The organism is Veillonella atypica, assembly GCF_041431435.1.
In the GTDB taxonomy this organism is placed as follows: domain Bacteria; phylum Bacillota; class Negativicutes; order Veillonellales; family Veillonellaceae; genus Veillonella; species Veillonella atypica.
Genome location: NZ_JAPVXV010000002.1, coordinates 244,118 through 269,705, shown reverse-complemented (window position 1 = coordinate 269,705; position 25,588 = coordinate 244,118). Strand labels below are relative to the sequence as shown.

Annotated in this window: 18 protein-coding genes; 4 read left to right on the top strand and 14 right to left on the bottom strand. The window is 39.0% G+C overall.

Going from position 1 to position 25,588, the window contains the following annotated elements:
* Position 1: 1 nt before the first annotated feature.
* From rfbA to O3598_RS03775, 11 genes are all read right to left on the bottom strand, one after another.
* Entirely contained in the window at positions 2-880 is an 879-nt protein-coding gene (gene rfbA, locus O3598_RS03825) for a glucose-1-phosphate thymidylyltransferase RfbA (RefSeq protein WP_371451843.1), read from the bottom strand.
* A gap of 33 nt (positions 881-913) precedes the next feature.
* On the bottom strand, positions 914-1,912 hold the full coding sequence (locus O3598_RS03820) for a WaaS/CpsH family glycosyltransferase (protein ID WP_371451841.1): 999 nt from the start codon (positions 1,910-1,912) through the stop codon (positions 914-916).
* Positions 1,913-2,015: 103 nt separating this feature from the next.
* On the bottom strand, positions 2,016-3,161 hold the full coding sequence (locus tag O3598_RS03815) for a glycosyltransferase (protein ID WP_371451839.1): 1,146 nt from the start codon (positions 3,159-3,161) through the stop codon (positions 2,016-2,018).
* A gap of 10 nt (positions 3,162-3,171) precedes the next feature.
* A complete protein-coding gene (locus tag O3598_RS03810) occupies positions 3,172-3,810 on the bottom strand; it encodes a CatB-related O-acetyltransferase (protein WP_371451838.1) in 639 nt (212 codons plus the stop codon).
* Positions 3,810-4,850: a glycosyltransferase family 9 protein gene (locus O3598_RS03805; RefSeq protein ID WP_371451836.1), complete on the bottom strand. Its 1,041-nt coding sequence runs from the start codon at positions 4,848-4,850 to the stop codon at positions 3,810-3,812. Before O3598_RS03805 ends, O3598_RS03810 begins: the two co-directional genes overlap by 1 nt.
* Positions 4,851-4,906: 56 nt before the next feature.
* Positions 4,907-5,836, bottom strand: a complete 930-nt coding sequence (locus tag O3598_RS03800; RefSeq protein WP_371451834.1) for a VirK/YbjX family protein — start codon at positions 5,834-5,836, stop codon at positions 4,907-4,909.
* Between the two features lie 55 nt (positions 5,837-5,891).
* Entirely contained in the window at positions 5,892-7,019 is a 1,128-nt protein-coding gene (locus tag O3598_RS03795) for a glycosyltransferase family protein (protein ID WP_371451832.1), read from the bottom strand.
* 61 nt (positions 7,020-7,080) lie between these two features.
* Positions 7,081-7,839 (bottom strand): glycosyltransferase family 2 protein, encoded by a 759-nt coding sequence (locus O3598_RS03790; protein ID WP_371451830.1) that lies wholly within the window; start codon positions 7,837-7,839, stop codon positions 7,081-7,083.
* A gap of 11 nt (positions 7,840-7,850) precedes the next feature.
* The gene (locus O3598_RS03785) at positions 7,851-9,785 is read right to left on the bottom strand and encodes an LTA synthase family protein (RefSeq protein ID WP_371451828.1); all 1,935 of its coding nucleotides are present in this window, start codon (positions 9,783-9,785) and stop codon (positions 7,851-7,853) included.
* Positions 9,786-9,900: 115 nt separating this feature from the next.
* The gene (locus O3598_RS03780; protein WP_371451826.1) at positions 9,901-10,866 is read right to left on the bottom strand and encodes a hypothetical protein; all 966 of its coding nucleotides are present in this window, start codon (positions 10,864-10,866) and stop codon (positions 9,901-9,903) included.
* Positions 10,867-11,360: 494 nt separating this feature from the next.
* The gene (locus O3598_RS03775) at positions 11,361-11,960 is read right to left on the bottom strand and encodes a class I SAM-dependent methyltransferase (RefSeq protein ID WP_270524212.1); all 600 of its coding nucleotides are present in this window, start codon (positions 11,958-11,960) and stop codon (positions 11,361-11,363) included.
* 274 nt (positions 11,961-12,234) lie between these two features.
* Between O3598_RS03775 and O3598_RS03770 the strand changes: the two genes are divergently transcribed.
* From O3598_RS03770 to O3598_RS03755, 4 genes are all read left to right on the top strand, one after another.
* A complete protein-coding gene (locus tag O3598_RS03770; protein WP_371451823.1) occupies positions 12,235-13,707 on the top strand; it encodes a prolyl oligopeptidase family serine peptidase in 1,473 nt (490 codons plus the stop codon).
* A gap of 529 nt (positions 13,708-14,236) precedes the next feature.
* Positions 14,237-15,586 (top strand): hemolysin family protein, encoded by a 1,350-nt coding sequence (locus O3598_RS03765; RefSeq protein ID WP_016476243.1) that lies wholly within the window; start codon positions 14,237-14,239, stop codon positions 15,584-15,586.
* 1,097 nt (positions 15,587-16,683) lie between these two features.
* Positions 16,684-17,748: an efflux RND transporter periplasmic adaptor subunit gene (locus O3598_RS03760; protein WP_371451821.1), complete on the top strand. Its 1,065-nt coding sequence runs from the start codon at positions 16,684-16,686 to the stop codon at positions 17,746-17,748.
* A complete protein-coding gene (locus tag O3598_RS03755) occupies positions 17,745-20,807 on the top strand; it encodes an efflux RND transporter permease subunit (protein WP_371451819.1) in 3,063 nt (1,020 codons plus the stop codon). The genes O3598_RS03760 and O3598_RS03755 overlap by 4 nt, the downstream gene beginning before the upstream one ends.
* A gap of 866 nt (positions 20,808-21,673) precedes the next feature.
* Here O3598_RS03755 and O3598_RS03750 read toward each other — a convergent pair.
* The 3 genes from O3598_RS03750 to gyrB all read right to left on the bottom strand — a co-directional run bounded on the left by O3598_RS03750 (position 21,674) and on the right by gyrB (position 25,560).
* Entirely contained in the window at positions 21,674-21,991 is a 318-nt protein-coding gene (locus O3598_RS03750) for a YbjQ family protein (RefSeq protein ID WP_005375828.1), read from the bottom strand.
* Between the two features lie 175 nt (positions 21,992-22,166).
* Positions 22,167-23,648 (bottom strand): amino acid permease, encoded by a 1,482-nt coding sequence (locus tag O3598_RS03745; RefSeq protein WP_287524397.1) that lies wholly within the window; start codon positions 23,646-23,648, stop codon positions 22,167-22,169.
* Positions 23,649-23,658: 10 nt separating this feature from the next.
* A complete protein-coding gene (gene gyrB, locus O3598_RS03740) occupies positions 23,659-25,560 on the bottom strand; it encodes a DNA topoisomerase (ATP-hydrolyzing) subunit B (RefSeq protein ID WP_005375943.1) in 1,902 nt (633 codons plus the stop codon).
* Between the last annotated feature and the right edge of the window lie 28 nt (positions 25,561-25,588).

The window sequence follows — 25,588 nt, the reverse complement described above, 5'->3', positions numbered from 1 at the left end:
CCTATCCTTGTATTTGCCCCTCTACTACACGCCGTAAATGTTTACCATATGGTGATTTGCCATATAGCTTTGCACTCTCTAGTAATTGTTCTTTACTAATCCAATTATTACGATAAGCGATTTCTTCTAATGCAGATATTTCAATACCAGAACGTGTTTGAATAACTCGTACAAATTCAGACGCCTCATTTAAAGAGCCTACCGTACCCGTATCTAACCAGGAATATCCACGCCCCAATGTTTTTACTCGTAAATCACCACGTTCTAAATACATCTTATTTAAATCGGTAATTTCTAATTCTCCACGATCAGATGGTGTTATCTTTTTAGCCAATTCACAAACGTCTTTATCATAGAAATATAGACCTGTAACGGCATAATTTGATTTTGGGTGTTCTGGTTTTTCTTCAATAGATTTAACTAATCCATTTTCATCAAATTCAACAACACCAAAGCGTTCTGGATCTTCTACATGATAACCAAATACGGTAGCACCACTTGTAGCCTGTGCAGCTTCTTGTAGTTGTTTTCTCATACCAGCACCGTAAAAAATATTATCACCCAAAATCATGGCACAAGAATCTCCATTAATAAATTCTTCGCCAATAATAAAGGCTTGTGCTAACCCATCTGGTGATGGTTGTTCTTTATAGTGTAAATTAATACCATACCGAGAGCCATCTCCTAATAAACGTTCAAAATTAGGTAAGTCCTGTGGTGTTGATATAATCAAAATATCCTTAATACCTGCTAACATAAGCATAGATAATGGATAAAAAATCATTGGCTTATCATAAATAGGCAATAATTGCTTAGATGTTACTAATGTTAGTGGATATAGACGTGTCCCTGATCCACCGGCTAAAACAATTCCCTTCATACTAATCTCCTATTATACTAATCTCCTATTACACTAATGAGTAAATTTAGGTAAAGGAATTTCCTGGTATGGCTCAATTTGAAATACATAATGAATCCAGTTAGTAAATGAATATTTCTCTTTTAATTTAGAATCTAAATAATGATATGGTTTTTGTAAAAAACTATTTAGTTCATCGTAATTATTATCTAAAATAAAAATGTTATCAGGATGGTAAAACTCATAATACTTAATATCTTTATTAGTAGTTATAATCTTTTTATCATAAGCTAATGCTTCAAAAATACGATATGAAAGGCCTAAATGTAATCCATTAATAAAGTCAACTAATACATCACTTTTCTTAACATTTTCTAAATATTCTTCATATTTAATAATATGCGAAGTATCCATTAAGTGAATTGATGGATAGACGTCTATTTTTTTATTAGAAATGATATCAAATCTTGATTCATATCCCAATTCTTCTAATTTCTTAGCTAATTTATTTATTTCTATATGACGATTCTTATTATATGATCCTAAATAATAAAACTTATTAATCTTAATATAACTCTCATAATTAAGATCTATATCAAAATAAAAATTAGATGCAAACAAATTATTATTTGATTTATCATGAGGATCAAATACATAAAAACGATTAAATAAATGTATCCGCTCCTTAACTGTAGAAAAACGATTTAATCCATCCCAATGAAAAGCCAAAAAATTCCCATCAAGTGTAATAGATTTAATATATTTCAATAGAGGTATTGAAAAAATTTGAGAATTTATACATAAAGTATAATCAACCCTTTCTTCTACCACCTTAGCTATATAATTTTCTATATATTGATCTTTCCATACTTGTTTTAAACATTCTCCACAAAAGAATTTACCTATATTAATCTTAAAACATTCCCAAATAGATGAATACTTACAAGAATTATAATTAATAAATATAACATCAAAACCACATTTTTTTAAATTTTTATATATATATTCACATATACCAAATCCATCTTCTCCTAACAATAGAACACGTTTCACTCTATATTTACCTCTATACAATAGTACATAATCTCAATAATATACTTAACATAATAATATAAATCTTCAATAACCTTTTTCTAGAACCATAAAATAACAAATATTAGCTAAATCGTTCTACAAATTCATTAAGAATAGTTTTATAATCATATTTCTTACGTGCATATAATTGAATTTTTCTAAATAAAACAGCTGCATCATCATCATTTATTTGCATAAATTTTTCTAATGTATTAACATATCCATCTATATCATTTTGCTCAATCACAGCTCCAAATGATTTATTATCAGTAATTAACGATACACTCTCCCCAAAATTTGTTAATATAGGAATAGCTCCAAAATAAGAGGCCTCTGCAGCTGCAATACAAAAACTCTCCGTACGGCTCGTCATGCAAAATATCTTAGACATTGCATAAAATTCATATAACTGTTGTCTATTTGTCACTAAACCAAAAGACTTAATAGAATCAGAAATCCAAGGATATTTCTCTATTTTTTCTTGTAAAAATGATTTAAAACTATCATTTTGTGGACCTAATAAATATATTTTCCACTTTGAAATTATTTCCTTTGGAATACAGCAAATTGCATCAATAAAAAATTCAGTATTTTTATCATAATTACCAAAACGACTCGCTATAGATATGATATTTTCTTTCTTTATTAATTGATCAATTTTAGAAATATCAACATCCATTGTACCTACACCATTTGGAATATATAACAATCTATTTTTAAACATAGCTGTCTTCTTCAACAATTTATAATAAGTTGGATTTTCAACAGAAAAATAATCAATATATCTTGATTTGAATCGTTCAATTCTATTTTTTATTTTACGTAATAAAGAAACTTCATTAAAATGATTAAATCCATTTTCATTCATATCCATCTTTACATATACTTTAATCAAAGGATTATATTTTTTACATAAATATGCCATTTTATATAATGTATTTCCATATCCCATAAAATAAACAACATCATATTCTTTAATATGATTATGAATAAAATCTTTTACTACATGTTTCCTACTATCATAGGTATTTCCATCATCTCCACCACAACAAATATGAGCAAATTCTTCAAATGTTGAACAAGAAATAGGTCCTTCTTTTCCCAATAAATACATAAAAGTAGCATGCCAACCATAATCTTTAGCTAAAGTATACAAAATAGATCCAGGATCTTTATATAAAACATCAATACCATTACCACCAATAATAATATTAATAATCTTCTTCATAGCTTTTGTTTTACCTACAATACATTTCAACAAATTTTAAAGGATTATAGAATAACTCATAATTAGTACGAACTTTATTATCATCCCAATTCCACCATTGTATTTTTAATAGTTTTTCAATTATATCTTCTGAAAAACGATACTTTAATATCCTATTTGCACCAACGACAACTGCATATGGTGGTACATCCTTAGTAATAATACTACCAGAACCAATAACTGCACCATCACCAATTGTTACATGATCTCTAATAATACAACGTGCACCAATCCAAACATCATTTCCTATTATCGTAGTATGTTGAAATGGTTCCATATCGGGATACGGGATTTCAGCATTCCATGTTGTTACATAATCCATACGATGACCATTTGGTACAACTAATTGATCAACAGCGATAGAACAATAGGCTCCTATAGATTTAATAATATCATTTCTTATATATTTATACCCATTTGTATATTTACCTACAGAAATACCAGAATACTTTTCCATATAATATCTAGCAAGACTATCTTTATGCCCATAATGATTGAATGAATATTTATATAAAAATTCAGGACAAATACGTGATCCTTTAATATGACGAATTGCACTAGCTAATAGAACATCCTTGGTACTAACTTCATATTTTTCTTGTAAATCCATTAATATCCCCCTGTAACTAAATTATATTTACCTAATGGCTTTCCTTCATTGTAGAATTGTTTTACACATTTCATAACTTCTACTGGTGTTATCTGTTTCATACAAACTGGCGTTTCACACCAACCAGGACCATTAAATAAAAGATCACAACCAGCACACTTTACAGGTGAAGTAATAGCTTTATAAATACGTTGTGGTGCTCCACGCCAGACAGGTTGTGATCCATATAAACCTATAACTGGCGTATTGACTGCATTTGCTACATGTACTGGGAAACTACAACCATTAATAGCGAGTTCCGCATTCTTTATTATTTCTCCAACTTCTAAAAGATTTGTTTTACCTCGTAAATCAAGAACGTTATCTGGCAAGTTGATATCAATATAACTTTGTGATGGTTGTCCGATAAGAACAACGAATTTTCCCATTTCACGAAGTTCATTAAATAAGGTTTGCCAATGTTCTTTAGGCCAATTTTTGGCATGCCCACCTGTTTCTAAACTAGATACAATATAGTCTTTACCTTGTAAAGGTGCCAACAATTCTTTTACATGCTGTTTATCTACATCCCTAGCATCCGGATATACAAAAGTATCCCAATTAGGTAATGTCGTTACATCAATTCCTGTTGCTTCTTTCAAAAAATGTGCATATACAACAGGCTCAAATGCATGATTCATCCATGGTTCTATCTCAAGACAATCAGTAAGCCAAAATTTACGTTTATGTGGCAATCCAACACGCTTTTTGATACAAGCTAATGCATAAATAATAGATATACGATAGAGCGTATCCATTAAATATACCACATCTGAACGCCACAATTTTTTAATAAGATTCCAAGAGCTTTTTTTGGTTTTATCAAATGTAAGATACTCATCTACAAATGGATAGGCTTCCATTAACTGTTTAGCATTTGTATTCCCTACAACAGTCAATTTTATATCTGGATATAATATCTTAATTCCCTTTAATAATGGTGACATCATAACCATATCGCCTAAGCCGCCAAATCTACTTAATATAATATGCTTATACATAGTATAATCTCCTAATTAACTAACACCCTTATTATTCAGTTTTTATCACAGTATTATTACTTTAAATAGACCTTCAAATTCCCCCGAATTTGTTCTTGATATCCATCAAGCAATTCATATCTCTTTCGATATTGACTACGTTTTTGTGATTTGATTTCTTCAATCGGTTTTCTATATTCTTCCAATGGTATTTTAAAGAATCGTGGATCTTGTGTAACTGTACCGCCAATGTCTTCCCACAATGGATCGAGTTCAGCTACTTTTGCCTTATGGCCACGTACCATGTGTGTATTGGCGTAGAAACCTTCGTCAGATATAGCGTACATGGATTGAACTTTACAGTATTTAGCGAGTTCCCGAATCAAGAATACGATAAAGTTTTTTGGACGATAGCCAAACATTTTCTTTGTAATATGTTTCGCATTATCAAGGCCATCTTTATACCCTTGGATGGTACCAATCCACAATGCTGGTTCCCCTTCTAGACCTTTGCCGAGGCGGATGTTCGCATGATATACGCCTTGGTCGCCTAGTTGTAACAGAATGGTAAATAAACCTTCTTTACGTTGACCGGTCATAAAGTTAAGGTGTGCCGTCATATTTAAATCAGCATCTTCCCATAGTAGAATTCCTTGTTTTAATCCTTCCGGTTTTAGTTCATCCGGATTATATAGCATTTCGATGGTCTCTGGCGTAAATACGTCTTCTAAGGCTGTAAAGTGATTCTTTACAGCATCAATGCGTTCACGCAATGTTGATTCTTTAAACAAGAATATACGGCTCATCAACTCATAGAGACCTTCTTGTTTATCTAAAATATGTTGATCTGGTGCGTAGCTTTCAAAAAAAGACTTATATTCTATCATCTCTTGCTTGTGGCCTACAGTTCGCAAGAAATGCAAGACTACGCGTCGTGTTTCACGCCACGATTTTTTCCCATAAATAGCTCGACCATTAGCCCATTGGTCCTTTATATATTGAAACATACACTCTCCTTACTTATACATATTTCAAAAGATTGTTCTAAGATTTTTCATATAGTTATACATTAATAATTGAATCAATCATCCGTTTGTGTCCAAAGTCTTCATTGGCTTGTACCAAACCTGCCTCATATATATCTGGATGTTCAATCATTTTGTTTACGAATTGTTCTAATCCAGCACGAATCGTATCCACCGAGGATATGTCTAAGCTTTCACCAACATGATAATCGCGAAGTACCTCAGGATTGATTTCAGGCGATACCAAGGCCGGTTTATAGAACCCAATAGCCGTATAGAGCATAGCGCTCCAGTGATAGCGATAGCGTTCAGCACCGTATGGCATCAATATAGCGTCTACATCGAGTAGAGCCTTGTCCCAATCGGAACCGATGAGGTTCGCATGGAGAAATGAAAGCCCTGGCACGTTCTTGTATTCGTCAGCGATGGCATCGAATAGTTCACCGTCCTCAGGTTTTGCTGTCGCCCCTTGTACCAAGAGTTCTACGGAACCTGTAAAGGTAGCCGTTTTAAAAGCATCCAATAACGGGATAATATTTTTTTCCTTGCGGAACTGACCGAAAAAGCCAAGACGAAGTGGCGTATGTGTAGAGAAGATTGGCATTTCACCCGTCGAAGGGGTAAACACAGGAGGTAAGATAGGACGGACGCGCGGTAAATCACTGCGCAGCATATCGTCGCGCAAGGTAATAATATCTAGGTAAATATTCGGATATCGATTGGCACGTTCCGCTTGTTTTAAGAACCGTACATTTTCACCCTTGCCAATGCCATGGAAAATAAAGTGAACAGGCACCTTTGCATGTTTTAAAGGCGTATCCAATAGTGCTTTTATATAGCGATACGTGGAGGTAGGAATGATCAAAGCATCACAATGATGTTCCTCTAATTTTTTAGCAGCGGAAGTAAACCATGCGCGGCGGCGGCGTTCGCGTAATATAGATAAGAACGGCTTTTTCCATTTCGATGCACCTGCATAGGTCACTACCTCTCCGCCCTCAAGATAGATAACGTCAACGCCATAATCAACCTTAAAGGTAAAATTCTCCGGTACCATCAATACCGGTTCATGACCTTGGCGTTTTAATTCATTGATGATCATGCGGTCAAATTCTACCTCATGACCAGCAGGCATAATGATGCTTTCCAAAATGGCTACGCGCATTGTGGTCCTTCCTTTCTCTACTAACACTCATCTATTATCTAGAATCTATTATCTAGATTTGTTATAGTTTCCCATTGGATTTCAATAAATAATATAGCTTTACGTACTTAATCATGGTATAGAAATAATGGTTCACGGATAGGATAAATCCCATTTTTCCATCTAAAAAACCTCTATCTAAAATGTACACCTTGAAAAAAGCCCAGCTTGGACGGATAAGAATATCCTTTACAAAGGAACAGGATTTTCCATTTTCCTTATATTTCTTAGCCGCCAATGTAGTATAATTATTGAATTTATTGAAATACTGATGCCAATTATCGTAAGTATAATGATACATTTTGCCATGTAATTTAGCCTCAGGATAGGTGCTGGATATAGTTTCGTGTACAAATCCTTCTATATTCGTACCTTCTTTTGGCATAAATCGTAACACGTAATCAGGTCGCAACACACCATGAGTGGCCTTATTATGATGGAACACATTGGACCGTTCAATCCAGTATGCTTTCTTCTCATTCTTAGCCAGTACATCTTGTACTTCTCGTTGTAATTCTGGCGAAATGCGTTCATCCGCATCGAGGAAGAAAATCCATTCGGACCGAGCCTCTTCGACAGCAAAACGTCGTTGTTGAGACCAATCGCCGTTCATAGCGTGATGTACAACGCGGGCCCCCATAGATTCAGCAATCTCTACCGTTTTATCCGTGCTGCCATCATCGATAAGAAGCACCTCATCAGCAAATTGTGCAGATGCGATACAATCTTTCATATGTTGTTCTTCATTTTTAGCCAAAATAATGACCGTTATTGTTGCCATGTATGTCTCCCCTATTGGATACTATCCCCATGTTTTAACCGCCAAGCCGTTAATTCTCGCATGATTTTCATAGAGTTAGCATATGCTTGCGGCATTTTCTCATCTTCTACATATATGCCAGTCTTATCCATCCATAAACGGTGATTGAATACGAACTGTCCTTGATTAAATAGACTCGGTACCATAGCCTCATAGGTTTGCCCTGTACGTCCTACGAGTTCAGCTAATGTTGGAATGATTTGAATACTCATACCAAATGCATCTTGTGAAAGCCATTCTTTTTTGATTCCTTGTCCATAGAAAATAATCGGAATCGTAGAGAACACATTAGAACTTTGTTCACGAGCAAAGGTAAAGCGTTCGCTATGGTCACCGGTGATAACAAATAATGAAGTTGGATCAGATTGTTCCTCTTTGCTAATAAATTCGCCCATCACATGGTCTGCATACCAAATATGACCCATTTCATTGATTTGCTTATCCGTATTGGCAATGGAATCTGGCAAGTTCTTACGAACCTTATCCGCATCATAGCCTTCCTTCGCCACATTTACACTATATGGAGGGTGATTCGACGTAGTCATGATAACATTGATGATCTTTTCGCCACGATGTTTGTCCATGTATGCACTGATAGCCTTGAACATATCTCCATCGGCTACACCCCAAGCATTTGTTTCATTGCTCGGCATTTCAGATGCATCGTGGAATTCATCAAAACCTTGTTCTAAGGCAAAGTTCTTAACATTTTGCCAAGTACTAAAACCGCCATACCAAAATACGGTCTTATAACCTAGTTTTTTCATAACCGGTCCAATACCGAGGCCATATGGTTCTTGTAGCATGCCTACGCTATAGTTTGGATACATCCCCGTATCCGGCATGCCCGTTAATAAACCAATAATGGCAGGCATCGTACCTGTTCCTTGAGCCAAGGCCATTTGCGTACCCATCGCCTGTGGACTAGCCGCGTACTTACGACCTTGCTCTACAAGATACGCACCAGGTTCGTTGAATTCAGCAAGGAATGGCCATAAGCCATAGGATTCACCGAGAATGATATTAATAGATTGCGGTTGTTGTTGTAACCGCTCTGTTGTTATCGTTTTTGTGAAAGCTTCATCAAATCGTGTACTATTAGGATTACCGCCAATGGATTGTATTTTTTCATGTAACTCAGCAGGCGTTAAATGAATATCCTCTAATTCTGAAGTCCGTTTCGCAATGGATTTCACACGGTATAATGCTTGTGCATCATCCAAAATCGTTTCATTTAACAGATTAGAATTAAGACGCGCTGCGCTTTCCCAGTTAATGGAATTCGTGTACCCAAAAGCCCCACCAAAGCGGAAAAATACGAATAGTACACCAAATCCAACAAAACTTAGAATACCAGTGATCCACTTATTACGCTTAGTATTAGGTGCCCATTCATATGTGTTGGTATTTAGTACTTTCACTAAAAGCCAACTGAAAACAATACTAAGCGCAATGCCACCAATTAAATATGGTATACCATGATATTCATTGATAGCCGTATTGATAATGGCATGAATATCGTCATGTTTGCCATTGATAAGCATCGCATTGTAAGAGGAGTTAAATATGGTATAAAACGGGATACGCCCCATAAAGAGCAATGTAAAGAAGATGGTAACAAATCCGTACCAAACCTTGCGTACACCTTGGGCCTTCCATTTCGGCCACACTATAGATGGCAATGTAGCAAATAGCAAACTTACAAGGACAATCGATCCAACGGTCTTCAAACTCAACCGAAAACCAAGCCATAAAGACATTAAAATACTGTCCATTGTAGTCGTATCTAATTGAGATTGAAATATAATTAAAAATACGATTCTAAAAAGCGTAAACAAGATAGAAAAGAACAAAAATGCTTTTAATTCCTGTTGAATGCCTTTTATCCAGTTCAACCAACGATTCATACCATTCCCCAACTTTATATACTATATTTCCTACACCGCGGCCCCTTGCACCGCTTGCATTTTCCACAGCCCTTATCCGTAGTTTTCTGTCCGTGGTCATCTATGAAATCTACGGTTAGTCCTTTTTTGTGGACTTTTGAGACTCCTTCTTCAAGGCTTTTTCTAATTTTTTAGCCTTTTTATCCTTCTTAGCATCCTTGTCTTTTTTAGCTTTTTTAGAATCCTTATCCTTCTTGCTCTTTTTGGACTCTTTGTCCTTCTTGGACTTCTTAGATTCCTTTACTAATTCGGACTCTTTCTTAGACTGCTTGTCTTTTTTGTCCTTCTTTTTATCTTTATCTTTCTTTTTCTTATCTTTTTTATCCTTTTTACCTGAAAGCATCGCCCATTCTTCTTCTACGCGTTTCAGTTGTTTTTTGATAAGCTTGTCGATTTCCTTTTGTTGTTTAGTTTTATCCTTATCGCCCGTGGATTGTTTGGAGTACAACAAGGAATTTACCATATCATAAGGATCTAAAGATGTATGAATATCTCGGTCTAATAGGCTTTCATCATCAAAATCGTCCTCTTCGTCATCAAAGTCATCATTATTGACGTCATTACGACTAGATGTTGTTTTCTTATTGACTGAATGCTCATTAAAATAAACAGCATCTTGATTATCAATAGGATATTCCTTAGAAAGGTCGATATCTTCGATGTTATGATCTATATCGTGCAACTTAATTTGCTCCATTGCATAGTCCAAATTATCTTGATTGGACGCACCATAGCCCATCGGTTTATCAAAGGAAAGAACATCGCCAAATAAATCGCGTTCCAAGCTTTCATAAGAATTAAGCATACTCATGCGGTCCTGAACGACCTCAATTTGATTCCACAATTCCATCAAATTCGCCGTATATTGCATGCGTTCCTTAACCTCTAAATAGGCTTGGTAAATAACAGACAATTCTTTTTCGTTAAGACCTTCCTCAGCACCGATTTCTTCAATCATTTGCTGAATCTCTTGATCGCGATTATAACGCTCTACTAAGGCACTGCGAATTTCTTCAATAAGACTTGCTGACACGCGTTCCATACGTTCCTCCTTTATGGTATATACTCAGCCCTAATCACTACGATTAATCATTACGAATCAATACATACCATGGTGAATAGAAAAATAAATTTTTATACTCTCTAATCTATTATTATATCAGAAAATATGCGGATTTTCTGCGTATTTTAGTGAAAGTACGTAAAATTTGACTATCCTTTTATATCATGCTATTCTATGAGTAACAAAGGAAATTAGTATGAGGCAATGTTTTCATACGAAAAAATAGCAGGGTGGCAGCCCTGCTATTTTTTATTGTGCTGGTTACTAACTAAACTATCTATCCAGCCACTTGCAAATATAATATGAAACTATACTTGCTATGATAGATAAAAAAAAGGAAATTAATATCTCCGGCAATGTTTTCACCTCCTTTCTGTTACCAGAATGGAGTAGTAACAATTAGATTATATAATGACTTTATACACTTATCTAGAAGAATAGATAAAACGAAATATAGAGATAATTAAATATTTCTAAAACACATTCACTCTATATACCAATATGCGTTCTTTTTCATCAGTTTCTTGAAATAAATCACCACACTGTATAGGTTTTTCTGCTTCAAGGCGCACGTGGTTATTTAGGAAATTCTCTACTTCTTCGTTAACATAATAGAAGAATAGTAGAATTTCTCTTGGATGATGATATAAAGAATCAAAGATATTACCTAGTACGCGTTTAATGGTGTGAAGTGCAAAGGGATTAAAGAAAAAGCATCGATCTGCATTGTCTGGCAATGTATAGGTAGCTGCATCGCCAAGGACAAAGGATACACGGTTCTTGGCAGCTGGGCTTTCACCATTTACGATGGCCCGTTCATACAAACGTTCATCGTATTCGATACCAATGGAATGGCACCGCGTCTGATTAGCCATAAATATGCTAACGCGCCCCTTGCCACTGCCGTAATCGATGAGGGTATTTTGTTTCGTAATATAACCACTATTGGCAAGGCGCTCAAGAACACAATAGTCCGTCGGCTCATATGGATGATGCTCTGCATCCGAACGGCTATCATCACGGCCTGCTGTTTTAATTTGTAATATACTTTCCCATTCTTGGTCGGCTACCATTGATACACTCCCAACTATCGTATTTTAGTTACTTTATATATTCTTGTATATACCTACTCGATTATATCTATAGCAATTGTTGTTTTTATTATACTATCTTACAAAATCTACTACTAATTTCCTACTACATTATATTTCTCTATCAATACATAAAGATTACCTATCCAATGTATGTAATTATAAATTACATGAATCCAAATAAATTGCACTAAATTTAATTTTATTATATAATTTAATCAATATTTTGATAAACGCTGTAAAATAAGGAGATATGATGAATAAAATCTTATTAATGGCTCTTGCGCTAGGCACACTTTCTACAACAAATGTACTAGCTGCAACGGACTTGGCTACTACTATTTCTAGTACAAGCTCTACCACTGCTACCTCTGAAGTTAAGACTCATCAAACAGAAGCATACGGCATGCAATCTGTAACGGCAGTGCCAAAAATTTATGGTGATGGTGAAAAAATAGCGGCTATCATCATCAAATATCCAGAAGCAATCCAAGAAAGTGCACTAGCGCTCAATACTTTCACAGTAGAAGGCAAAACAATCAACAATATCTATACTAATTCTGTGCCTGAACTGAAAGAAAATTACAAATCTACAGCTAAAGGTTTGCACAATGGTACCACTCAAATAGATACAACAGTAGGACAAACAAATACGGTCAAAGCTAGTAAAAAAGACAAAAACTCTAAAGCTACAGCAGCTGATCAATATGTTGTAGTGGAATTTAAATATGAAAACTCTACACCATTCGTATTAGCACCACGCTCTAATAAACCTAAAAATAATAGTGCTGTAGGCGTCGATGCACCGCTGCGTTCCAATCGTAAATTGCCTGATTTAAACGTTACAGTCACACAAGTTCAACCGGTAGTGACAAAAACAGGTACTATATACGGCCCTTCACAAACGAGCGTAATCAATACATCTACGGCATCTACTATTATGGATGAGTTTAAAACATATATTTACACAGATCCAACTACGGGTAATAGCATTCCTTACAATGTATTTTTACCGAAAAACTATGATGCATCAAAACAATATCCTCTATACTTCTTCATAGCTGACTCCAGTGCCAATATCAATGATAATCGCACGGTACTATTCCAAGGTAATGGTGCTACTGTTTTCGCTAGCCCTGAGGAACAAGCAAAACATGAAGCCATCATCGTTGCCCCTCAATACACTCAAGATTTAGTAGATACACTTGGTATGATGACTACCGATAAAAATGAATGGACTCCAGGTCTTACCTTAGTAGATAATCTATTACATCATGTCATCGCTACGTATCCAATTGATAAGAACCGAATTTATGGTTCTGGTCAGTCTCAAGGTGGTATGGCAAACATTGCCATTAGCGACAAACATCCTGATTTGTTTACGGCTCAATTCCTCGTAGCATGCCAATGGAATACGGAGGAAATGAAAGTATTAAAGGATAAAAAATTGTGGATTCTCGTATCCGAAGGCGATGACAAAGCATATCCTGGCATGAATACAGCTACTAAAAATTGGTCCGAATTAGGCACTAACATTGCAACCTCTCCTATGTGGGATAGCCATTCTACACCGGAACAATTCGACGCATTGGTGAAAGCTACAGTCGATCAAAATACTCCTATTAATTACACGGTATTTAAAGATGGCAACCATATGTACACATGGTCTGTAGCTTATAATATCGAAGGCATTAGAGATTGGTTATTCAGCCAAACTAAGGAAAAATAGACCCTACAAAAAGCAGGGTTGCCATCCTGCTTTTTGATAACAATCACTAACCATTTACAAATAATGGTAAATTGTGTAATATAATAAGTGACAAAGGAACCAATGTGTGACACATTTTCACGCAAACGAAAAAGGAGGGGGGCAGCCCTCCTTTTTCTGTGCTAGTTACTGACGAAAATATCTATCTAGCCACTTGCAGATGTAGTGACAGGTTACACCTGCTATGATAGACACTATTAAGGAACTCAATATGTCAAACACATTTTCACCCCCTTTCTGTTACCAGTATGGGGCAGTAACACCTATAGTATACAACACTATTTACAAGTAGTAGATAATATATAATAATAGTTAAAGGAAATAAGTATTTTGTTAGCATTTTAATGCACGCAAAACAAAAGAGGAGGGTGGCACCCCTCCTCTTTTTGCGCTATTTACCATATATGATTCGAATATGATATACTAAAGAGTAATATTTCAATTTTCTCATGTGCAGAATTGTATCTCATAAAAAGGAGTATTTACTTACATGGACAGTGATCTGACCTTAGATTTTATAATTATCGTCATTTTAATCATCGCGAACGGCATTTTTTCTATGACCGAGCTCGCCATCGTCAATGCCAAGAAGCGTCGCCTCGAGGAGATGGCCGAGTCTGGTAATGAGCGCGCCAAGAAGGCCTTTGAGTTGGCAGAGAATCCGAACGAGATGTTCTCTACCATCCAAATCGGTATCACTCTCGTCGGCATTTTGACCGGTTTGTATTCCGGTGCCACCTTTTCCGCACCATTAGCTGACGTATTGGTGAAAGCCTTCCCTAGTATCGCTCCTTATGCGGCTTCTATTAGTTCCTTCTTGATTGTTTCTATCATCACCTATTTATCCCTTGTTATCGGTGAATTGGTGCCAAAACGCCTAGCTATCAACAGCCCTGAGGCCATTGCCGTTGTTGTTTCCAAGCCAATTTACTGGCTTTCACAAGCATTAAAACCAATCGTACTGTTCCTCGGCGTGTCCACCGATTTTCTATTAAAAATATTAGGCGTCACTGTGAAAGAAGAAGCGCCTGTAACAGAGTCGGAAATTAACAAAATGCTCACCGAAGGCGTAGCCATGGGGGCCTTTGAAGAAGAGGAACCAATCCTCGTAGAAAATATTTTCCACCTAGCAGATATGAACGCAGGCGACGTCATGACACCGCGGACGCAACTCAAATGGATTGATTTAAACTCGTCCGAAGAAGAAATCATGGAGGTCCTAAAAACGGCGAACCAATACCGCATTCCAGTAGGTGAAGACTCGCTCGACGAATTGCGCGGCGTAGTCAATGTAACCGATGTGATGGTCCAATGCTTACAAGGCGAAAAATCATTGCATCATGTCATCCATTCTTGCTTGAAAGAACCATTGCTCGTACCTGAGTCCATTTCTCTTATGAAATTACTCAACACATTGCGTAATGAAGGCGTTCACGAAACCATCGTCCTCGACGAATACGGCGGCTTTAGCGGCCTCGTTACCTTGCACGACATCATGGAAGAAATCGTAGGCCTCATGCCATCCGGCGAAGAAGAGCGCCAAGAAGAAGAAAACCGCATCGTCGAACGCGAAGACGGCACTTGGCTCGTAGACGGTCTACTCGACGTAGACGAATTCAAAGAATTCTTCCACATCGTCAAAGAACTACCACGCGAAGAAGACGACCTCTACAAAACACTGGGCGGCCTTATGAACCTTCTATTCGGTAGAATCCCACGCGAAGGCGACAAAACCACCTGGGACGGATACACATTCGAAATCGTGGACATGGATAATACACGGATAGACAAAATTTTGGTTAGTTATGTTGAACCAGTTGTGGAACAAACAGAAGAATAGAAATGGATGAGAGAACCCCTCCTGAAAGCCGACACGCTACTGCGCTACGCGGAGCCCGAAGTCGTTTTCAGGAGGGGTTCTCTCTTCTTCTATTCTACGTTTGTTGCACAACTTAATTAACATAATCTATTGTGGATAGACAGGCCGGGTCTGACTCCGGCCTACGGCCTCCGCAGGGCCGACGCAGGGTGTGAGCTAACAGAGGAGCGTAGCGACGCATGGGAGCCACACATCGCTAATCCAGAGGCGTAAGATTTTCCATCGGAAAATCCACAGCATCTGGGAAAGTCGTTTTTGGAAGTCTATTTTTTTTATTACTAATATCCTATGATCCTACGTGCTCAAATTTTCATTTCTGCTGTAATTCGCACAACTGATTAAACATAATCTATGAGAGAAACACGCTAAAGCGGGACCCGAAGTCGTTTTGGTAGCACCATGTGCCTTTTTCACTCTTACTGTAGTTCGCACAACTGGTTAAACATAATCTATTGTGGATAGACAGGCCGGGTCTGACTCCGGCCTAACGGCCTCCGCAGGGCCAAAGTCGTTTTTGGAAGTCTATTTTTTTATTACTAATATCCTATGATACTACGTGCTCAAATTTTCATTTCTACTGTAATTCGCACAACCTAAATTTCTCCCCGAAGGTCCCCTCTCTCCAATTATTAGAAAATATATATGTTTGTATTTTTCAAATTCAGATTTGCAGTAAAGAAGGACTGGCTTGTCCCAAAACGACTTCGGGCTCCGCGAAGCGCAGTAGCGTGTCGGCTTTGGGGCGAGCCAGTCCTTTGATATTGCTAAGCTATATTCTTCAAGCCATCAGGCGCAGACCGTTAAGGTAGCTGGAGATTTTAGGAAGGTGCCTCGCAGTTACTAAATTTAGAAAACATATATATTTTCTAACAGTAGCGTGTCGGCTTTGAGACAAGGTACACCTTTGTAGTTAATTAACATATATATTTTCTAATATAATTAATATCCTTATAGAATTTTTATCTAATATATAGTATTATTTAATTGTATAAAATATATATTGCATAGTAGTTATTGCTTTTACAATAATCTTTATTACGTGTGTGAAGGAGAGGATTATGAATCGTAGTGTATTAGGTTTGACCACAGCTCTGTTGATGAGTGCACTCATCATCGGCGGTTGTGGGTCGAATCAAGATGATCATGATACGAGTCTCAAGGTACGGACGATTACGATTGGCGAAGAGGCTGGAACGACGAGTGCTGGGTATTCGGGAACCATCAAGAATCGGACGGAAACGAATCTGGCATTCCAGGTGGGCGGCCGCGTGATTAATAAGTTTGTCAGTGTGGGCACTGCTGTGCAGGCCGGTCAGGTAATTGCTCAGATTAATGGCGCTGATACGGCGAGTCAGGTGCAAAATGCGCAAGGTGCTGTTACAGCGGCGCAATCGGCTTATGATTTAGCTAGTACGAATGCTGAAAGATACCGCGCTTTGTACGCTGAGCAGGCTATCAGCAAATTGCAATTGGATCAGGCTGAAAATCAACTGAATGCGGCGAAAGCTCAGTTGCAACAGGCCCAAGCAGGTCTCAATTTGAGTAACAATCAAAATAGTTATACTACTTTGGTTGCTCCAGACAGCGGTATTATCACGGCTCTCAATGTCGAGGCCGGTCAGGTCGTAGCAGCAGGCCAAACAATAGGTACCTTGGCGGCCGGTCACGAACCTGAGGCGGTCATCGCTTTGCCAGAACAGGAAATGAGCAAAATTCACCCTGGTAGTACGGCGACCATCACATTTTGGGCTTTGCCTGATGTGAAAGTACAAGGTATTGTTCGCGAAATTTCACCGGTTCCAGACCCTGTAGCGCGGACGTATATGGTCAAAATTACCTTGCAAAACCCTCCAAAAGAGGTGCAACTCGGTATGACTATCAATGCCATCCTCAATCAAACGGATACAACGGATATCTCCATACCGTTGACGGCATTGGTGAAAGACAAACAAGGTAATAACGCAGTCTATGTCATTCGAGACAATAAAGCACATCTCGTTCCTATTCAAACTGGCAAATTTGGTAATAATTCGGTCATTGTTAAAAATGGCCTCGCTAAAGGGGATATCGTCATCACCGCAGGAACCCAACAATTACAAGAAGGAACGGCGGTGCATAAATGAAGAAGTTTAACTTAGCCGATTGGGCGCTACGCCATAAATCCATTATCTACTACTTCATCGCCGTACTCCTCACCTTTGGTATATTCTCATTCACCCACATGGGACGTATGGAAGATCCAGACTTTACGATGCGTACCATGGTTGTGGGCGTCTCATGGCCCGGTGCTTCACCGCAACAAATGTCAGATCAAGTAACGGATAAGCTCGAAGAAAAGCTACGAGATTTGCCGGGTGTAGATTATACGAAGTCTTTCACAGATGGTAGCAAATCTGTCATTTATATTAATCTGAAAGAAGATTTACCATCGAACAAGATTCGTCCCGCTTGGGAAGAAGCGCGAAATATGATCAATGACGAATGGAAATCTTTGCCATCCGGTGTGCAAGGCCCATCTATCAACGATCGATTCGATGATGTATATGGCACCATTTACGCACTTTCAGGTGACGAATTCTCGTACGAAGAAAAACGACAACAGGCGGAAAATTTAAAACGGCAACTCTTATCCGTTCCGAACGTTAAGAAGATCACTCTCATCGGGGTGCAAGAAAAGTCCTTGGATGTAACGATTAACAAGGACAAGCTCGCATCGTATCAGGTGAGCACGCAACAATTATTGACGGCCCTTAAACAGCAAAGCGCCATGGTGCCGGCGGGCATGGTCAATACGGATACGAATAATGTATATTTACGCATCAACGGCGTCTTTGATAGCGTGGATGCGGTCAAAAATATGCCGATTCGCATCAATAACCAAACAATTCGACTCGGCGATATTGCAGACGTAACGATGACCTATAAGGACCCATCTAGTCCTCAATTCTACTACGAAGGCAAGCCGGCCATTGGCATCGCCATTTCCATGGATGCAGGCGCCAATAATATCGAATTTGGCAAGGCCATCGATACGAAACTGAAAGAGCTAAAAACAACGATTCCTGCAGGATTAAACCTCGACCAAGTGTCGAATCAGCCGCACATTGTTAAGGAATCCATTGGCGATTTCTCGCAATCTTTATTCGAAGCCATCGCCATCGTATTGCTCGTCAGCTTTGCATCCCTCGGCATTCGCACCGGTATCGTGGTGGCCCTCACCATTCCGGTCGTCGTGTCTACGACATTCGTACTGATGTATGAAAATGGCATTTATTTGCATAAGGTTAGCCTTGGCGCCCTCATCTTGGCACTGGGCCTCCTCGTTGATGATGCCATCATCGTCGTGGAAATGATGAGCGTTAAGCTCGAAGAAGGCTTTAATCACTGGCGCGCCGCTACGTTCGCCTATGAATCAACGGCCTTTCCAATGCTGTCTGGCACTCTCATTACCTGTGCCGGATTCTTACCTCTCGCCTTGGCGGAGGGCATGGTTGCGGAATTCACGAAATCCCTGTCCATCGTTGTCTTTATGGCCCTCATCCTATCCTGGATTGCGTCCGTTCTGGTCAGTCCGGTGCTAGGCTATAAAATCATCGAAAATAAGGCCGAGAAACCCGAGTTGGAATGGACTCGTCGCGATCATATCATGCATCGTTTGAAAACCGTTTTTTATGCTCGTTTTGAAAGCCTCCTTCACTGGGCACTAGGTCATCATAAGGCCGTATTACTCCTAACATTAGGGGCTTTCATCCTGTCCTTGCTTTCATTCCCTCTCATCAAACAGGAATTTTTCCCATCGTCGACACGGAATGAAATCATCGTATCCATGCAATTTCCTCAAAGCTCATCCATCGATTATACCCAAAACCAAGCTAAATCATTGGATGCTTTGTTAAAGGATAATGAACATATCGACCATTTCACCACCTATGTAGGCGAAGGGTCACCGCAGTTTGTATTGACCTTAGAACCAGAATTGCCACGTGCTAATTTCATGCAAACCATCATCGTTACCAAATCCTTAGAGGATCGAGATGCATTATTCAAGGATTTACAAGATCAACTAAACGATCAATATCCATCGGCGCTCATCAATATGCAATTCGTCCAAATCGGACCGCCGTCCAAATACCCTGTTATGCTCCGCGTATCAGGTCCTGATGCATCTGAGGTTAAAACGATTGCAAACGATGTGAAAGCCAAAATGCAGGAGGATAAAGATTTACATAATATCGCCTTCGATTGGCCGGATACAGAGCCAGTTGCTCAAATCCACATCGACCCAGATAAAGCGCGTATGCTAGGCATTAATAGTTATGCCGTATCGCTTCATCTACAAAGTTTATTATCCGGTACAAAATCCGGTGAATACTACGAAGGAAACCAAACCATTCCTGTTACTTTCAGATTAAGCGGCAATGAAAACCACAACTTGGCGGCACTTTCATCATTACCAATCCAAACAGGAAATGGTTCCTATGTACCGCTCAGCCAAATCGCAACGATTTCTATGAGCCAAGAGGAAGGCATTATTTGGCACCGCAACATGATGCCAACCATTAGCATTCATGCTAATGTAGGACCTGACGTGCTCGGCAATGCTAAGACGAAAGAAATTTACAATAAACTTGCTGAATATCGTCAAGACTTACCAACTGGCTATACTATTGATCTCGATGGTTCTGCTGAAAAGAGCGTCACTGCTGTACAAAAATTGCTCATGCCAATGCCAATCATGCTCTTTGCAATCATGACAATTCTCATGTTCCAATTAAAGAGAATTGCCCTTATGTTTATGGCCCTATTTACAGCTCCGCTTGGACTCATCGGTGTTGTACTGGCCTTAAATATTACGCGTACACCACTTGGATTTATGGCCATACTCGGCATCATTGCCCTCTCCGGCATGATTATTCGTAACTCCATCATCCTGTTGGACCAAATCGAAATTCACCGCGCCGAAGGACAATCTGCCCGCGAAGCCATCATCAACTCCGCTACATTGCGTTTCAGACCAATCATGCTAACCGCCATTGCGGCCATCCTTGGTATGATACCACTCATGGGATCCGTATTCTGGAGCCCACTCGCCATCGCATTCAGCGGCGGTCTACTCGTAGCAACCATACTAACACTCATCGTACTACCAGTTATGTACGCAACATGGTATAAGGTTAAATAAATAATATAAATAGATATCTATTATCAATCTAATAATTGATTGACTACTAATTCTGATAATGTTAATATAACTTTGACAAGGGAAATAAATAAGTTGCAATGTATTCACGCAACAAAGAAAAAACAGCAGGGTGGCAGCCCTGCTGTTTTATATTGCCTTACATACATATCCCTATTTTAAAATAGAACAGGCCTGTTCTATTTTTTAAGAGCACCATACATACCTTTTTTAAATTAGTACACGCCTGTTCTATTTCTAAAAAGCACTATACACACCTTTATTAAATTACTACACGCCTACTACACGCCTGTTCTATTTCTAAAAAGCACCATACACACCTTTATTAAATTACTACATGCCTGTTCTATTTCTAAAAAGCACCATACACACCTTTATTAAATTACTACACGCCTGTTCTATTTCTAAAAAGCACTATACATACCTTTCTTAAATTAGTACACGCCTGTTCTATTTCTAAAAAGCACTATACACACCTTTCTTAAATTAGTACACGCCTGTTCTAATTTTTTAAGAGCCCCATTATTGCACACTAAAAGGCAGCAGATTTTGTGATCTGCTGCCTTTTTCTCTAATTTAGCCTGTCGTATTTAATAAGGAAAGCTGAGCATGACTTCTATGCGACTTTGGCCCTGCGGAGGCCGAAGGCCGGAGTCAGACCCGGCCGGTGGAATTTTAAGCAAAATAGGATAAGTAGTGTTTCCGAACGACTTTTTTCATTTAGCCTGTCGTATTTAATAAGGAAAGCTGAGCATGACTTCTATGCGACTTTGGCCCTGCGGAGCCCGAAGGGCGTAGTCAGACCCGGCCGGTGGAGCATAGAAGTCATGCTCAGCTTTTTCCCCTTATTAAATTACAACGGCTGTCCCATTACATGTCACCATAAGCATGCCATTTTGTGCCCCTACGGTGCTGTATTGGAATGATACGCCAATAACGGCGTTAGCGCCGATTTTGCTAGCTCGTTTTGCCATTTCATCGATTGCTGCTTGGCGTGCACTCATTAAGGAATCTTCATAGCTTCCGCTACGACCACCAACGATGTCACGAATACCAGACATGAAATCTTTTACAAAGTTACGGCCTTCTACGACCTCACCAAATACGATACCTTTGTACTCTTGTACAGGTTTGTTTTCAATATGCATAGTTGTGGTAATAATCATAATTGTATCCTCTCTAATTAACTACAATATATATTGATTCATTATAGCAAGGCTTTTATAGAAAAACAATCTCATAATGATAGCTTTCATATAAAAACAATAACCTAATACTGCATGTACAAAAAAAGACCTATTCACTACTTTCATAATGAATAGGTCTAATTGTATTGCGTTTTTATTTGTCAAAATCGCGGTCTAGATTTACTTCTTTCAACGGAACGAGTTTAGTTTTGTTGATGTATTTGTAACCTAGGTAAACAGCGAAGAAGATAGGCAATCCGATATATGCAACGGATACGCCGTACCAGTCGATGGTATCGCCTGTGAAAGCGGAGTAGTTTTGGCCACAGATGATGATAACGCATAGGATGAACGCCAAGATTGGACCAACTGGGAACAACCACGCCTTGTAAGGCAATTCTTTAAGGTCTCTACCTTGTGCAATAAACGCACGGCGGAAGCGATAATGGGAAATGGCAATACCTACCCAAGCGATGAAACCGCAAAGGCCAGAGATGTTAACAATCCATGTATACGCTGTACCTTCGCCGATAAAGCTTGTAAGGAATGCAAACAAGCCAATGGCTGTAGTCAATATCAATGCAGGAACTGGAACGCCGCGTTTGTTGAGTTTTGCAAAGATTTGTGGTGCTTGACCTTCCTTAGCGAGTGCGTAAAGCATACGCGTAGAGGAATAGAGGCCAGAGTTACCAGCACTCAATACGGCAGTTAAGATGATAGCATTGATAAAGCTAGCTGCAAACGCGAATCCAAAACGGTCAAATACGAGTGTAAATGGAGAAATGGATACGTTTTCTACACTGGAATTCAATAGGTTTGGATCAGTGTAAGGAATGAGGAAACCAATAACTGTGAAAGCCCCAATATAGAACAATAGAATGCGCCAGAAGATGGAATTAATCGCTTTGGGCACGTTCTTTTCAGGGTCTTCTGCTTCCCCAGCGGCTACGCCGATAAGCTCAGTACCTTGGAAGGAGAAACCAGCCACCATGAAGATAGCAAGGATGGATTCCCAACCGCCTACGAATGGTGCTTCCCCTACTGTCCAATTCTCAAATCCAGGGGATGTACCGCCGATACCAAAGATGAGCATAAAGCCACAGAATAGGAATACGAAAACGGTAATAACCTTGATGGACGAGAATACGTACTCGCTTTCACCAAAGGAACGAGTGGACAAATAGTTAAGCCCAAATAGAATTAACAGGAATAATGCGGACCAAACGATGGCCGGTATGTCAGGGAACCAATATTTCATGATGAGCGCCCCTGCCAATACTTCGGCAGCCAATGTAATAGCCCAGTTAAACCAGTAGTTCCAACCTAAGGCAAAGCCAAAGGCAGGGTCTACATAGCGTTTTGCGTAGGTTCCGAAAGAACCTGGAATTGGCAAGTACGTCGCCATTTCCCCAAGGGATGTCATGAGGAAATATACCATGATGCCGATGAGGCCATAGGCCACAAGAGCACCACCAGGACCAGCGGTACTTACTACTTCACCACCGGCTACGAATAAGCCTGTACCGATGGCACCACCCAAGGCGATCATATTCATATGACGCGCTTTGAGAGATCGTTTTAAATGTTTTTGAGTATTAGAAGTATACTCTACGTTAGTATTCTGATTATCTGCCATGGGTCACCTCTTACAAATCTAGATTGCGCACATATTTTGCGTTATCTTCAATAAATTTACGTCGAGGTTCAACCTTGTCGCCCATGAGCACCGTAAAGATTTTATCAGCTTCGATAGAATCCTCTAAGCTAACTTGTAAAATAGTACGATTTTCAGGGTTCATTGTTGTTTCCCATAATTGTTCAGGATTCATTTCACCTAAACCTTTGTAACGTTGAATTGTGATACCATCACGGCCTACTTCATCAAGCTTAGCTGTAAGTTCTGCATCAGAGTACACATACCAATGAGATTTGCCTTTTTTGATTTGGTATAAAGGCGGTTGTGCGATGTAGATATGGCCTTCTTCTACTAATGGTTTCATATAGCGGTAGAAGAATGTGAGAAGCAATGTACGGATGTGAGCGCCGTCAACGTCCGCATCTGTCATGATAATAATCTTGTTATAACGGGATTTTGTAATATCGAATTCGTCGCCAATGCCTGTACCAAATGCAGTAATCATGGAACGAATTTCGTTATTCGCTAAAATCTTATCAAGACGCGCTTTTTCTACGTTAAGGATTTTACCACGCAATGGCAAAATCGCTTGGTAACGACGATCGCGACCTTGTTTTGCAGAACCGCCCGCAGAATCACCTTCGACTAGATAAATTTCTGTCATAGATGTATCTTTTTCAGAGCAATCCGCCAATTTACCAGGAAGGCTGGATACTTCCAACGCATTTTTACGGCGTGTCAAATCGCGTGCCTTACGAGCTGCCTCTCGAGCACGGCTTGCCATCGTTGCTTTTTCAATGATTTTCTTCGCATCTTGTGGATGTTCTTCAAAGAATGTTTTAAGACCTTCAGATACGATAACATCGGTAATACCTTTAACTTCGCTATTGCCAAGTTTCGTTTTAGTTTGACCTTCGAACTGAGGTTCTAATACTTTCACAGACACAACCGCTGTCAAACCTTCACGTACATCCTCGCCAGAAAGATTGCTTTCATTTTCCTTGATTAAACCGGATTTACGGCCATAATCATTGAGGGTACGCGTCAAGGCAGCACGGAAACCGGATAAATGGGTACCGCCATCAACAGTGTTGATGTTGTTTACGAAGGACAACAAGTTTTCGCTGTAACTATCGTTGTATTGCAACGCCACGTCTACCACAACGTCATCCTTTGTATTTTCGATGTCTATAACAGTTGGGTTAACAACTTCCTTGTTTTCGTTCAAGAATGTAATGAAAGAACTTAAACCACCTTCGTAATGGAAGCTTTCAATGCGAGGTTCCTCTTGGCGCAAATCACTCAATGTGATGCGAAGGCCTTTGTTAAGGAATGCCAACTCTTGTAAACGAATTTTCAATGTATCGAAATTGAACACCGTCGTTTCAAAAATTTCAGAATCTGGTTTGAAAATAACAGTCGTACCAGTACCTTCTGCCTTGCCAATTTCGTGCAATTCAGATGTTTTATGACCACGGGAAAAATCGATTTCTTGAATGATACCATTTTGAGATACTTGAACCTTAGTCCATTCACTCAACGCATTGACTACGGAAATACCTACGCCGTGAAGGCCGCCGGACACCTTATAGCCGCCACCGCCGAATTTACCGCCAGCATGCAATTTTGTTAAAACTAACTCTACCGCAGACATGCCGGACTCATGCATTCCTGTTGGAATACCACGACCATCATCGACAACGGTAATACTATTATCTTCATTAATGGATACTTCGATATGCGTCGCATACCCTGCGAGCGCTTCGTCCACTGAATTGTCTACTACTTCATAAACGAGGTGATGCAAACCGCGAATGGACGTACTACCAATGTACATCCCTGGGCGTTTACGGACCGCGTCTAGACCCTCAAGAACTTGTATATTCTGAGCGCCATAATTTTCTTCAGCCATTAAACAAACTCCTCCTAACGACATAAAC

Excerpts from the sequence above, each read along its gene's own strand:
- rfbA (WP_371451843.1), bottom strand. The coding sequence starts at position 880 with ATGAAGGGAATTGTTTTAGCCGGTGGATCAGGGACACGTCTATATCCA.
- O3598_RS03815 (WP_371451839.1), bottom strand. The coding sequence starts at position 3,161 with ATGAAGAAGATTATTAATATTATTATTGGTGGTAATGGTATTGATGTT.
- O3598_RS03810 (WP_371451838.1), bottom strand. The coding sequence starts at position 3,810 with ATGGATTTACAAGAAAAATATGAAGTTAGTACCAAGGATGTTCTATTA.
- O3598_RS03805 (WP_371451836.1), bottom strand. The coding sequence starts at position 4,850 with ATGTATAAGCATATTATATTAAGTAGATTTGGCGGCTTAGGCGATATG.
- O3598_RS03800 (WP_371451834.1), bottom strand. The coding sequence starts at position 5,836 with ATGTTTCAATATATAAAGGACCAATGGGCTAATGGTCGAGCTATTTAT.
- O3598_RS03795 (WP_371451832.1), bottom strand. The coding sequence starts at position 7,019 with ATGCGCGTAGCCATTTTGGAAAGCATCATTATGCCTGCTGGTCATGAG.
- O3598_RS03790 (WP_371451830.1), bottom strand. The coding sequence starts at position 7,839 with ATGGCAACAATAACGGTCATTATTTTGGCTAAAAATGAAGAACAACAT.
- O3598_RS03785 (WP_371451828.1), bottom strand. The coding sequence starts at position 9,785 with ATGAATCGTTGGTTGAACTGGATAAAAGGCATTCAACAGGAATTAAAA.
- O3598_RS03780 (WP_371451826.1), bottom strand. The coding sequence starts at position 10,866 with ATGGAACGCGTGTCAGCAAGTCTTATTGAAGAAATTCGCAGTGCCTTA.
- O3598_RS03775 (WP_270524212.1), bottom strand. The coding sequence starts at position 11,960 with ATGGTAGCCGACCAAGAATGGGAAAGTATATTACAAATTAAAACAGCA.
- O3598_RS03770 (WP_371451823.1), top strand. The coding sequence starts at position 12,235 with ATGAATAAAATCTTATTAATGGCTCTTGCGCTAGGCACACTTTCTACA.
- O3598_RS03765 (WP_016476243.1), top strand. The coding sequence starts at position 14,237 with ATGGACAGTGATCTGACCTTAGATTTTATAATTATCGTCATTTTAATC.
- O3598_RS03760 (WP_371451821.1), top strand. The coding sequence starts at position 16,684 with ATGAATCGTAGTGTATTAGGTTTGACCACAGCTCTGTTGATGAGTGCA.
- O3598_RS03755 (WP_371451819.1), top strand. The coding sequence starts at position 17,745 with ATGAAGAAGTTTAACTTAGCCGATTGGGCGCTACGCCATAAATCCATT.
- O3598_RS03750 (WP_005375828.1), bottom strand. The coding sequence starts at position 21,991 with ATGATTATTACCACAACTATGCATATTGAAAACAAACCTGTACAAGAG.
- O3598_RS03745 (WP_287524397.1), bottom strand. The coding sequence starts at position 23,648 with ATGGCAGATAATCAGAATACTAACGTAGAGTATACTTCTAATACTCAA.
- gyrB (WP_005375943.1), bottom strand. The coding sequence starts at position 25,560 with ATGGCTGAAGAAAATTATGGCGCTCAGAATATACAAGTTCTTGAGGGT.